This is a genomic window from Thalassotalea sediminis (assembly GCF_030295915.1).
GTDB classification, from domain to species: Bacteria; Pseudomonadota; Gammaproteobacteria; order Enterobacterales; family Alteromonadaceae; genus Thalassotalea_C; species Thalassotalea_C sediminis.
On record NZ_AP027361.1, the window covers coordinates 3411242 to 3423918 of the forward strand.

The window sequence follows — 12677 nt, forward strand, 5'->3', positions numbered from 1 at the left end:
CGCGCTAGTTTACCACGGCTATTCCAGTAACAAAAATGGATATTATTAATGCAGTTTGCCCCTAAATTATGCAATAATATTCGGCTGCAATTTACCGTGGGAACATTATGAAAAAAATAGAAGTTCGTGGCGCACGTACCCATAATTTAAAGAACATTAGTTTAGATATTCCAAGAGATGAACTTATCGTTATAACCGGACTTTCTGGCTCAGGTAAATCATCTTTGGCTTTCGATACACTATATGCTGAAGGTCAAAGACGTTATGTTGAGTCGCTTTCAGCTTATGCGCGTCAGTTTCTCTCGTTGATGGAAAAGCCTGACGTAGATCATATCGAAGGTTTGTCACCAGCCATATCGATAGAACAAAAATCCACGTCTCATAACCCCCGCTCAACCGTTGGTACAATTACCGAAATATACGACTACTTACGGCTGCTCTTTGCGCGAGTTGGTGAACCACGCTGTCCAACGCATGACCAACCATTATCAGCGCAAACAGTCTCTCAGATGGTAGATAAAGTCCTTGCTTTAGAAGAAGGTACTAAAGTGATGGTGTTAGCCCCTGTAATGCAGAACAGGAAAGGTGAACACGTTAAACTATTAGATAACCTCGCGGCACAAGGCTATATTCGAGCGCGAATAGACGGTGAAGTGTGCGACTTATCAGATCCGCCTACATTAGAGTTACATAAAAAACATACCATTGAAGTTGTCGTTGACCGTTTAAAAGTGCGAGATGACATTCAACTGCGATTATCTGAATCGTTTGAAACTGCATTAGGGTTAACCGCAGGCACGGCAAAAGTGGCTTTTATGGATGAATCCGATAAAGAAGAACTACTCTTTTCTGCCAATTTTGCTTGTCCACATTGTGGATATAGCATGCAAGAACTTGAGCCTAGATTGTTTTCATTTAATAACCCTGCTGGTGCTTGTCAAACCTGCGACGGTCTTGGCACTCAGCAGTTTTTTGATGAGAACCGTGTAATTACTAATCCAGAATTAAGTCTTTCTGGTGGTGCAATTCGTGGCTGGGATAAACGTAACTTTTACTACTTTCAAATGTTACAGGCACTTGCAGAGCATTACGGTTTTCCAGTAGACGCACCTTTTCAATCGCTAAGTAAAAAACACCAATATATTGTATTAAAAGGCAGTGGTACCGAGGAAATTGAATTTAAATACATGAACGATCGCGGCGATATTGTCATTCGTAAGCATCCGTTTGAAGGTATTTTAAACAATATGGATCGTCGTTACCGCGAAACAGAATCGAACGCGGTACGAGAAGAACTCGCAAAATATTTGAACAGTCAACATTGTCCAGATTGCGATGGTTCTCGGTTACGGTTAGAGGCACGCAATGTATTTATCGACAATACGCCACTTCATCACATTACAGAGAAATCAACTGCCGATGCATTAGCTTTTTTCCAAGGGCTTAATTTAACAGGGCAACGAGGACAAATTGCAGAAAAGATACTAAAAGAAATTAATGATCGTTTGGGTTTCCTCGTCAATGTTGGCTTAAATTACTTAAACCTGTCTCGTAGTGCCGATACCTTATCTGGTGGTGAAGCTCAACGCATTAGACTCGCGAGTCAAATAGGTGCAGGGCTAGTGGGTGTTATGTATGTACTTGATGAACCATCAATCGGTTTACACCAACGTGATAACGAACGATTACTTGGCACATTAATTCATTTACGGGACTTAGGTAATACGGTAATCGTTGTTGAGCATGATGAAGATGCTATTCGTGCCGCTGATCACGTGATCGATATAGGCCCGGGCGCAGGTGTTCATGGAGGAGAAGTTATCGCCTCTGGCACAGTGGAAGATATACTTGCATGTAAAGACTCACTTACCGGAAAATACCTTTCTGGTAGAGAGTGCATTGAAGTTCCCAAAAAACGAGTCGTTTTTGATCGCGAACAGTTCGTCGCCTTAAAAGGTGCTAGCGGTAACAACTTACAAAACGTAGATCTAACTATTCCGATAGGTTTAATGACTTGTATTACTGGCGTATCTGGTTCAGGTAAATCGACACTGATCAATGATACCTTGTATAAGCTTGCACATACCGCCCTTAACGGGGCTACAACGTCTGAGCCAGCCCCTTACAAGTCCATCGAAGGCCTAGAGTTATTAGATAAGGTTATCGATATTGACCAAAGTCCAATCGGGCGTACTCCTCGCTCAAACCCAGCAACCTATACGGGTATTTTCACCAATGTGCGTGATATTTTTGCCGGCACACAAGAAGCTCGTTCTCGAGGATATAAACCAGGTCGTTTTAGCTTTAACGTAAAAGGTGGTCGTTGTGAGGCGTGTCAGGGTGATGGTGTAATCAAAGTAGAAATGCACTTTTTACCTGATGTATATGTACCATGTGATGTTTGTAAGGGCGAACGATACAATAGAGAAACTTTGGAAGTAAAATACAAAGGTAAGAATATTCACGAAGTTTTGGATATGACCATTGAAGACGCCTTTGAATTTTTCTCAGCTATCCCCGCCGTTAAGCGTAAATTACAAACCTTGATGGATGTCGGGTTAAGCTATATTAAATTAGGCCAATCGGCGACGACCTTATCAGGCGGTGAAGCGCAACGTGTTAAACTTTCGAAAGAGCTCTCTAAACGTGATACGGGGAAAACGCTTTATATACTCGATGAGCCAACAACGGGTTTACATTTCCATGACATAAAACAATTACTTCACGTTATTCATAGACTACGTGATCATGGCAATACAATTGTTGTAATTGAGCATAATTTAGATGTAATAAAAACTGCGGATTGGATTGTTGATTTAGGTCCGGAAGGCGGCTCTGGCGGTGGAGAAATTCTAATTGCTGGCACGCCTGAAGACGTTGCTAATCACAAAACATCTCATACCGCTAGGTTTCTAAAACCGTTATTATAATATTGAAAAGCAAACAAAAGGTGGTTATTTAGCTATTAATAACAATAAGTGAAACTTGCTAGAAGTTTCACTTATTGCCTTTAAAGTAATGCTTTTAGTAAAGAATATTTCACATTATCGTAAATATCTTAAAGTTTATCGCATCTGACTAATCGACTCGCCCTTACTTATATACAATAGTGTGCAATTATATCGACAGCTTAAATTACAATTAATAAGGAAAATTATGATCGCTAAACTATCTAAACTGGCTCTGAGCCTTTCATTACTTGTAGGCGCATCGTCATCAGCTTACGCAGAATCTTTTACATTTGAAACTAATGTTCAGCAAAAGTCAGACACGTTAGTAGTTTTCCATGCAAAAGATGCTGCCTCTAGCCCTTTTAAAGCATTTAATTCACAAACAAATGGTCAACTAGAGAAAGCGATTGCCGCTGCAGATTTTTCAGGTGACTACGGTTCAATGGTGGAAATTTTAGCGCCTACCAATCTTAACTATGAACGCGTAATTGTAGTTGGTACTGGCGATGAAGCATTATCTAAAAATAAAGCAACGAAACTAGGTGGTAACTTATCTGGCAAATTAGAACAGAAACACATCAAAACAATTACTGTCGCCGCAGATAATATTGGTGAAAATAATGCAGAAACAGCGGCACTAATAGCACACGGTATAAGCCTTAGAGCATATCGTTTTGATGAATACCGCAAAGAAAAGCGACAAGAAAAATCTTTCTATTTTGACGTAAATAACGGTAGTGACACTACAAAAGCATATAAGCCATTAAGCAACATTGAAGCAGGTGTGTTTTTAGCACGTGATTTAACCAGCGAGACCGCAACAGAGTTAACGCCAGTAGATTTCGCCAAAGAAGCGAAGAAGCTTAAAAAGCTAGGTGTAAAAGTTACAGTGCTTGATCCTAAAGAAATTAAAAAACTGGGCATGGGTGCCTTAGAAGCTGTAGGTCGCGGTAGTAAAGATGGCTCTCGTTTAGTAATTGCTCACTACAAAAACAGTGATGATGCGCCAATTGCTATTGCAGGTAAAGGTATTACCTTTGATTCAGGTGGTTACAACATTAAAACGCATAGCTCTATTGCGCACATGAAAGTAGACATGGCTGGTGCTGCGGCAGCACTAGGTGCAGTAAAAGCAATAGCACTAAACGAAGAAAAAGTTAACGTAGTTGCGATTATGGCAATGGCTGCCAATATGGTCTCTGAAAATTCAGTAGCACCTGGTGACGTTTTACGCACTGCTGAGGGGCTAACGGTAGAGATCACCAATACCGATGCTGAAGGCCGTTTAGTGCTTTCAGATGCGCTTTGGTATGCACGTGAAAAGTATAATCCACGCGTATTAGTTGATTTAGCCACCTTAACGGGTTCAAAAGTTCGTGCTGTAGGTAACAACTACGCAGCGGTATTTTCTGAAGACGATGAGCTCGTGAAACAACTTACTTTTGCCGGTGAACAAGTCAATGAAAATTTATGGCGTTTACCGCTAGGCTATGGCGATATGTTAAAAAGTAATATAGCTGATTTAAGAAATACAGGCACTGGTGGTCCAGGTGCAACAACTGCTGCTACGTTCTTACAACACTTCACTGGTGATGTAAAATGGGCGCACATTGATATTGCAGGAAACGCCTTAGCATCATCTAATAAAGGTGAAGTACCAAAAGGCGGCACAGGTTACGGCGTTCGCTTATTAACTGAGTGGATTCTTAACAAATAAACTTAAGATAACTGACAAAAACAAGGCGTCTTTTAATAGACGCCTTGTTTTAACCGTTAACACTTTCAACAAAAAACTACCTTTTCCTCGCGACAACTAACGACATTAAGCCAATAGCAAATATTAGAAATGTACCGGGCTCAGGCACATTGAACTGTCTTGTTGTTATATCTAATGCGACATCAAAGGTATTAACCTGATTTTCCACCGTTGTAAAACCAATACAACCAATCGCTGCTGAAGCTGCTAAACAGGCATCATCTTCAAGTACACCTAAACCATCAATAAATAAGCGAGCATTGTACGCTTCTCCGCCATAGTTAAAGTTTTGATTTAGAGTATTGTTAATTGGGTTAAATCCAGCACCAGCAACATCTAAAACAAAAATGTCATTACAAGGTGTTGGTGATGTGGCAGCACAAGTGCCACTATTTGGTGTTTCAATAAATAGAATATCAAAGATTAATGCCGGTGGCGCAAAACCAGGGCCAACAGGATCTAACGGCGTAAGAAATATATGGTCGCTTAGCACAGCGCTCGATAAACCTGTACCTGTTATAGTGTTATTGGTGTGTGTTAGCGTAACAGTATCTACAGCTGCGCCATTGGTAAATAAACTACCTGAAAACAAACCATCACCCGCTCCATTTACATCCAAAGAACTTCTACCAGAACCTGTACTTGTCCCCCATGTAAGTGTACTTGGTGCATTCCAAAACGTATTGGTATTAGAACCATCGACACTGCCAAGTGGATCATAGGACGTAAAGCCGGAATTAATATCAAACCCCCACTCTGTGACTAAAGTCGCTTTTGAAGGTAAAGCAACAAATGCCATTAAGCATAGAATCGCGGTTAGTAGGTTACATCTTTTCATCGTCAATCTCCTTGAAAGTATATCAATAGATGAAATGAGGAACTGCGATCACTCACTATCACTGGTTTACCAGCATAAAACATACCGATAATGGGAGTTGTTGAATTGAAAAAGTTTTTTAAACCCTGACATTGAAATGTGTAAAGAAAGCCGACAATTAAGTAAAAAACAATCTGATGCAACTAAAGTAAACCTTTTATAAGTCTTAACAGTAATAATTGCATAAATACAACTAACTAAGCGTAACGATCATTAATTTTGATTAGCAAATAACTAATGTTCACGCGAATTAATTCAACAGCCCCTCCATTACTCGCAAATATCGATGTAAAGAATCGTGACAAGCAGTTATGCTTTTTAAATAAAAAAGATATGCTATAACCTGTCGGGAAATAGTTTCGTTAATCGTCTTATAGTGGAGAGCGACTATCGCGATCGTTAAAGACAACATTACGGAGAAATATAATGCAATATCTATGTTTAATATTTGAATCGGAAGCACTCGCAGCTCAACGAGATGAACAAGCTGAAGCAGCATTAATTGAAGAATACGGAAAGTTTACCGACGAAATCGAAGCCACAGGAAACCATATTGGTGGTGAGGCCTTAATGCCGTCAGAAACGGCAACAACCGTTAGAGTTCGTAATGGAGAAACCTTAACAACTGACGGGCCATTTGCTGAGACTAAAGAGCAGTTAGGCGGCTATTATCTTATTGAAGCAGCAACATTAGACGAAGCGATTAGCATTGCAGCTAAAATCCCTTCAGCTAAGGACGGCTGTGTGGAAGTAAGGCCCATCATGAAGTTTGAATAGTGCAATCGTTTGAATCAGCCATAAGCAATGCATACGGGACTGCATTCGCAGTCCTAAACAAACGTTTTCAAAATGTTCAACAAGTTGAAGATGCACTGCAAGTCGCTTGCATAAAAGCTATTGATAAATGGCCAACAGAAAATATTGTAAATTTTAAAGCTTGGCTTATTAAAGTAGCAACTAATTACATTCTTGATGAATTAAAAAAACATAAACCGGATTACGTGGAGCATGCAGATACAATCAGCCCAGTTGAAGCTGCATATCAATATGATGACGCTACACTAGGCTTATTGTTCACCTGCTGCCACCCCTGTATCTCACAAGAGAATCAGTTAACTCTCTTTTTGAAATGGGTTATGGGGTTTGACAATACCAGCATCGCCAGAGCTTTATTGATCAGTGATAAAACACTCGAACAACGTATTACGCGTACTAAACGTAAACTACGTGCAAATAAAGTCGATTTCACACTGCCAACGCAAGTACATTTACCCACAAGATTAAATGCTGTCATTAAAGGGTTATATTTAGTTTTTAATGAAGGCTACTTTGGTAACTCTGGACATGTGTTGGTTTCTAATACGCTATGCATGCAAGCTATCTACTTGATGAGATTAGTTTGTAGAACGTTCCGAGGAAACGCTGCTAGCCTTGCTCTATTATCACTGATGCTATTTATTCAAGCACGCTCTCCTGCAAGAGCAACTAACAAGATCATTTTACTGTCGCATCAAGATCGATCAAAGTGGAACAAATTGCAGATTGCTGAAGCAGATGTCTTATTGCAAAAGTCTTTAAAATTAGGTCGACCTACGGCTTACCATATACAGGCCGCAATTGCCGGTTTACACAGTCAAGCATTAAGCTACCAAGAGACCGATTGGCCACAAATCATTTTACTTTACGATAAATTATTAACCTATGAATATTCACCTGTAGCTTTATTAAATCAATCAGTCGCATTGATGGAATTAGGCAGGTGGGACATAGCGGAAGAAAAACTCATCTCAATACAAGAAAGCCTTAGGAGCTATGCACCTTACTATATTGCTTTCGGGTATTTATATAAGCATACCCATCGTATAAAAGAAGCTACTCGTTCGTTAAAAAGTGCATACTCGCTCAGTAAAAACGCCTCTGAAAAAGAGTACCTACAAGAGCAACTAAAACGTTTAAAATAAAAGGTGTCAGCTATAATTAACGCTTAAATGGTACCTACGCCCCTTTACCTTATTGATATACATACAAAAAGAGCAGCCATCGGCTGCTCTTTTTAAGATCTAAGTGTTAAAAATCATTAGTCAATGATTTTTGATACAACACCTGCACCTACTGTACGACTCTCAGCTTCGTCGCAGAGCTCCTCGCCCTCGCTTACTAAAATTGGGCAACTGTGACCAATCTCTACACGTGCTCGGTCTTCACGCCGTTCGGTGGTCTTAAAAAAAAAGGCCGCTTACGCGACCTTTCTTTAGATGTTCGGTGTGAACTAGATATCGATATTAGTCGATGATCTTAGATACAACACCAGCACCTACTGTACAACTCTCAGCTTCGTCGCAGAGCTCCTCGCCCTCGCTTACTAAAATTGGTCAACTGTGACCAACCTCTACACGTGCTCGGTCTTCACGCCATTCGGTGGTCTTAAAAAAAAAGGCCGCTTACGCGACCTTTCTTTAGATGTTCGGTGTGAACTAGATATCGATATTAGTCGATGATCTTAGATACAACACCAGCACCTACTGTACGACCACCTTCACGGATTGCGAAGCGTAAACCTTCGTCCATCGCGATTGGGTTGATTAGCTCTACAACAAACTTCAAGTTGTCGCCTGGCATTACCATTTCTACACCTTCAGGTAATTCTACTGCACCTGTGATGTCAGTTGTACGGAAGTAAAACTGTGGACGGTAGCCTTTGAAGAATGGTGTATGACGACCACCTTCATCTTTAGTCAATACATATACTTCTGATTCGAACTTAGTATGTGGGTTGATTGAACCTGGCTTCGCTAGTACTTGACCACGTTGTACTTCTTCACGCTTAGTACCACGTAAAAGTACACCACAGTTCTCACCTGCACGACCTTCGTCAAGCAACTTACGGAACATCTCTACACCCGTACAAGTCGTTGTCGTTGTATCTTTGATACCTACGATTTCAACTTCATCACCTACTTTGATGATACCGCGCTCTACACGACCTGTTACTACCGTACCACGACCTTGGATTGAGAATACATCTTCGATTGGAAGAATGAAATCACCGTCAATCGCACGCTCTGGCTCTGGAATGTAAGTATCTAATTGCTCTGCAAGTTCTAAAATCTTCTCTTCCCATTTCGCTTCGCCGTTCAATGCACCTAATGCTGAACCTTGAATGATTGGTAAGTCATCACCTGGGAAGTCGTATTCTGAAAGAAGTTCACGAACTTCCATCTCTACTAATTCTAATAACTCTTCGTCATCTACCATGTCACATTTGTTCATGAATACGATGATGTATGGTACACCAACCTGACGAGAAAGAAGGATGTGCTCACGTGTTTGTGGCATTGGGCCATCTGTCGCTGCTACTACTAAGATAGCACCGTCCATTTGAGCTGCACCTGTGATCATGTTTTTTACATAATCGGCGTGACCTGGACAATCTACGTGTGCGTAGTGACGTGTTGCTGTGTCATACTCAATGTGAGATGTATTGATCGTGATACCACGCTCACGCTCTTCTGGTGCGTTATCGATTTGTGCGAAATCGCGTAAATCACCACCGTGAGTTTTTGTTAATACTGCTGAGATAGCAGCAGTTAGAGTTGTTTTACCGTGGTCAACGTGACCGATAGTACCAACGTTAACGTGCGGTTTCGAACGTTCAAATTTTTCTTTAGCCATTTTAAAATTACCTTAAAAGAAAGTACTTAAATTTAAATTTAATATTTTATTCTCTCAGCGAGAGTAAAAGACACAAAGTTAAGGTGCTAGATTGTAGGCAAGACGGGCGGTCTTGTCAAAAAATGAGCAAACTTTCTGTCCTAACACAAACTCACTGGGAGCTTGTCGTTATATGAACCGCTGAAACTCAACGGTTCAAATGCTTTAGTCAATAATTAAACAACGCCTCCGCGCCCTTCAATAATTGATGTTGCTACTGCTTTAGGTGCTTCTGCATATTGCTTAAATTCCATTGAATAAGAAGCGCGCCCTTGCGTAGCACTACGTAAATCTGTCGCATAACCAAACATCTCGGCCAATGGGACGGTAGCATTTACAATTTTTAAACCTGCAGGCCCTTCTTCCATGCCATCAATCATGCCACGTCTGCGGTTTAAGTCTCCGACAACATCACCCATATTTTCTTCTGGTGTTGTTACTTCCACTTTCATCATAGGCTCTAACATAACAGGGTTAGCATCGAGTGCCCCCTGTCTAAAACCAATCGAACCTGCCACTTTAAAGGCCATTTCATTAGAGTCTACATCATGAAATGAGCCATCAAATAGCGTAACTTTTACATCGAGCATTGGGAATCCAGCAAGCACACCAGAATCCATTTGCTCTTTACAGCCTTTTTCTACAGCGGGTATATATTCTTTCGGTACAACGCCACCAACAATTTCGTTAACAAACTCAAAGCCTGCACCTTCTTCCTGTGGCTCCATTTTAAGCCAAACATGACCATATTGGCCACGGCCACCAGATTGGCGAACGAACTTGCCTTCAACTTCTACCGCTTTGCGGATTGTTTCACGATAAGACACTTGTGGCTTACCAACATTACAATCAACGCTAAACTCTCGCTTCATGCGATCAACAATAATATCTAGGTGAAGCTCACCCATACCAGAAATTATTGTTTGCCCTGTTTCTTCGTCTGTTTCTACTCGGAATGACGGATCTTCAGCGGCAAGCTTCGATAGCGCAATCCCCATTTTTTCTTGATCAGCTTTTGTTCTAGGTTCTACCGCAACTGAAATTACTGGTTCTGGGAACTCCATTCGCTCCAATGTAATAACCTTGTTTGGATCACACAATGTATCGCCAGTCGTTACATCTTTCATACCAATTGCAGCAGCAATATCACCGGCACGAACTTCTTTAATTTCTTTTCGATCGTTAGAGTGCATTTGAACGATGCGACCAAAACGTTCCCTTTTCCCTTTAACAGGATTAAAAACAGTATCGCCAGTTTTAACAACGCCTGAATATACCCTAAAAAACGTTAATGTGCCGACAAAAGGGTCTGTCGCGATTTTAAAGGCTAATGCCGAAAATGGCGCATTATCATCTGCCTCGCGCGTACCTACTGATTCGTCTTTATCGTCATTAATCCCGGTTATCGCTTGAACTTCAGTCGGTGAAGGTAAATATTCAACAACATAATCTAGTACCGCCTGAACACCTTTATTTTTAAAAGCACTACCACAGGCTGTTAAAACAATCTCATTAGCTAAAGTACGTTGACGTAAGCCTGCTTTAATTTCTTGCTCAGTAAGATCACCTTCTTCTAGGTATTTCTCCATAAGTTCATCAGTTGCTTCTGCAGCTTCTGAAACTAAGTTTTCACGCCATTCTTCAGCTAACGCTTGCATATCAGCTGGGATGTCTTCAAAACTAAAGGTCATGCCTTGATCAGCTTCATTCCAGTTGATCGCTTTCATTTTAATCAAATCAACGACACCTGAGAAGTTTTCTTCAGCGCCAATCGCTAATTGAATCGGCACTGCATTAGCACCTAAACGATCTTTCATTTGCTGAACAACATTAAGAAAATCTGCGCCCGCTCTATCCATCTTATTGACGAATACCATGCGTGGTACGGCATATTTTTCCATTTGACGCCAAACAGTTTCTGTTTGTGGCTGCACACCTGATGAGCCGCAAAGTACTAAAACTGCGCCATCTAATACGCGCAATGAACGTTCAACTTCTATGGTAAAATCTACGTGGCCAGGAGTATCAATAATATTAATACGATGCTCTTCGAACTGAGCATCCATACCCTTCCAAAAACACGTCGTCGCCGCCGAGGTGATAGTAATACCACGTTCTTGCTCTTGCTCCATCCAATCCATGGTAGCTGCGCCATCGTGTACTTCGCCAATTTTATGAGAAAGGCCTGTATAAAAAAGTACACGTTCTGTTGTTGTCGTTTTACCTGCATCTACATGAGCACAAATACCGATATTTCGGTAACGCTCAATAGGTGTTGTACGAGCCACTAAAGTATTCCTCTAATCTTTAAAAGATATAATCAAATAACCTTAACATTGATAACGTAAAAAAACGTTAACATTATTTGGTTATATCCTAGTGTAGAAAAGCGTAGTTACTGTTTTATGAAAACAAGTAACTACGCTGTTCAGTTTTTTCTATCGTGATTACCAGCGATAGTGAGCGAACGCTTTGTTCGCTTCGGCCATACGGTGAACGTCTTCACGTTTCTTAACCGCTGAACCTTTGCTTTCAGATGCATCTAACATCTCGTTAGCAAGGCGTTGAGCCATTGATTTTTCACCACGTTTACGAGCTGCTTCAACTAACCAACGCATGGCTAGTGCATTACGACGAACTGGACGAACTTCAACTGGAACTTGGTAAGTTGAACCACCAACACGACGAGATTTAACCTCTACTTGAGGACGAATGTTATCTAGTGCTTCTTCAAAAAGCTCTAAATGTTCTTTCTCGTTGTTTTTTTCCGCTAAAAGGTCTAATGCATCATATACGATTTTTTCTGCAACAGCTTTTTTACCATCAACCATAAGAATGTTGATGAATTTTGCTAATAGTTCATTTGCGAACTTCGGGTCTGGCAATATTTTACGTTGCCCAACGACGCGTCTTCTTGGCATTTTAAATTCTCCGATATAGCTTCAGGGTATTCCCAAAACAATTAAAAATTAAAAGTTAGTTTGGCCTTACTTGACGGAGAACCGTTAAGATTTAGGGCGCTTAGCACCGTACTTAGAACGGCCTTGTCTACGATCGTTAACACCTGAACAGTCAAGTGCGCCACGAACGGTGTGATAACGTACACCAGGTAAGTCTTTAACACGACCACCACGGATTAAGATAACGCTATGCTCTTGTAAGTTGTGACCTTCACCACCAATGTAAGATGTTACTTCGTAACCGTTAGTTAAACGAACACGAGCAACTTTACGTAGTGCTGAGTTAGGTTTTTTAGGCGTAGTAGTATATACGCGAGTACATACGCCACGACGTTGTGGACAAGCTTGTAACGCTGGAACGTTACTTTTTTGTACTTGTCTGACACGTGGTTTACGTACCAATTGGTTAATAGTTGCCATTA

9 protein-coding genes are annotated in these 12677 nt (G+C 40.9%); 4 read left to right on the forward strand and 5 right to left on the reverse strand.

What is annotated here, in order from left to right:
* Positions 1 to 107: 107 nt before the first annotated feature.
* Complete coding sequence (uvrA, locus tag QUE09_RS15525; protein WP_286233784.1) at positions 108 to 2930, forward strand: excinuclease ABC subunit UvrA; 2823 nt, start codon at positions 108 to 110, stop codon at positions 2928 to 2930.
* A 226-nt stretch (positions 2931 to 3156) separates the two neighbouring features.
* Positions 3157 to 4668 carry a leucyl aminopeptidase gene (locus QUE09_RS15530; protein ID WP_286233785.1) on the forward strand — a complete coding sequence of 504 codons (1512 nt, stop codon included), beginning with the start codon at positions 3157 to 3159 and terminating at the stop codon, positions 4666 to 4668.
* Positions 4669 to 4744: 76 nt separating this feature from the next.
* On the opposite strand, the gene QUE09_RS15535 is transcribed toward QUE09_RS15530, so the two are convergent.
* A complete protein-coding gene (locus tag QUE09_RS15535; RefSeq protein ID WP_286233786.1) occupies positions 4745 to 5545 on the reverse strand; it encodes a THxN family PEP-CTERM protein in 801 nt (266 codons plus the stop codon).
* Between the two features lie 465 nt (positions 5546 to 6010).
* On the opposite strand from QUE09_RS15535, the gene QUE09_RS15540 reads away from it, so the two are divergent.
* Together QUE09_RS15540 and QUE09_RS15545 are read left to right on the forward strand one after the other, a co-directional pair.
* Positions 6011 to 6361, forward strand: coding sequence for a YciI family protein (locus QUE09_RS15540; protein ID WP_286233789.1), 351 nt, complete (start codon positions 6011 to 6013; stop codon positions 6359 to 6361).
* On the forward strand, positions 6361 to 7545 hold the full coding sequence (locus tag QUE09_RS15545) for an RNA polymerase sigma factor (protein WP_286233791.1): 1185 nt from the start codon (positions 6361 to 6363) through the stop codon (positions 7543 to 7545). The genes QUE09_RS15540 and QUE09_RS15545 overlap by 1 nt, the downstream gene beginning before the upstream one ends.
* Before the next feature lie 526 nt (positions 7546 to 8071).
* On the opposite strand, the gene tuf is transcribed toward QUE09_RS15545, so the two are convergent.
* The 4 genes from tuf to rpsL form a co-directional block, all read right to left on the reverse strand.
* Complete coding sequence (gene tuf / locus QUE09_RS15550) at positions 8072 to 9256, reverse strand: elongation factor Tu (RefSeq protein ID WP_286233792.1); 1185 nt, start codon at positions 9254 to 9256, stop codon at positions 8072 to 8074.
* 215 nt (positions 9257 to 9471) lie between these two features.
* A complete protein-coding gene (gene fusA, locus QUE09_RS15555; protein WP_286233793.1) occupies positions 9472 to 11583 on the reverse strand; it encodes an elongation factor G in 2112 nt (703 codons plus the stop codon).
* A gap of 159 nt (positions 11584 to 11742) precedes the next feature.
* Positions 11743 to 12216 (reverse strand): 30S ribosomal protein S7, encoded by a 474-nt coding sequence (gene rpsG, locus QUE09_RS15560; RefSeq protein ID WP_286233794.1) that lies wholly within the window; start codon positions 12214 to 12216, stop codon positions 11743 to 11745.
* A gap of 84 nt (positions 12217 to 12300) precedes the next feature.
* Entirely contained in the window at positions 12301 to 12675 is a 375-nt protein-coding gene (gene rpsL / locus QUE09_RS15565) for a 30S ribosomal protein S12 (protein WP_074499547.1), read from the reverse strand.
* Between the last annotated feature and the right edge of the window lie 2 nt (positions 12676 to 12677).

What these genes read in the sequence shown, in the direction of transcription:
- uvrA (WP_286233784.1), top strand. Translation starts at nt 108, where the DNA reads ATGAAAAAAATAGAAGTTCGTGGCGCACGTACCCATAATTTAAAGAAC.
- QUE09_RS15530 (WP_286233785.1), top strand. Translation starts at nt 3,157, where the DNA reads ATGATCGCTAAACTATCTAAACTGGCTCTGAGCCTTTCATTACTTGTA.
- QUE09_RS15535 (WP_286233786.1), bottom strand. Translation starts at nt 5,545, where the DNA reads ATGAAAAGATGTAACCTACTAACCGCGATTCTATGCTTAATGGCATTT.
- QUE09_RS15540 (WP_286233789.1), top strand. Translation starts at nt 6,011, where the DNA reads ATGCAATATCTATGTTTAATATTTGAATCGGAAGCACTCGCAGCTCAA.
- tuf (WP_286233792.1), bottom strand. Translation starts at nt 9,256, where the DNA reads ATGGCTAAAGAAAAATTTGAACGTTCGAAACCGCACGTTAACGTTGGT.
- rpsG (WP_286233794.1), bottom strand. Translation starts at nt 12,216, where the DNA reads ATGCCAAGAAGACGCGTCGTTGGGCAACGTAAAATATTGCCAGACCCG.
- rpsL (WP_074499547.1), bottom strand. Translation starts at nt 12,675, where the DNA reads ATGGCAACTATTAACCAATTGGTACGTAAACCACGTGTCAGACAAGTA.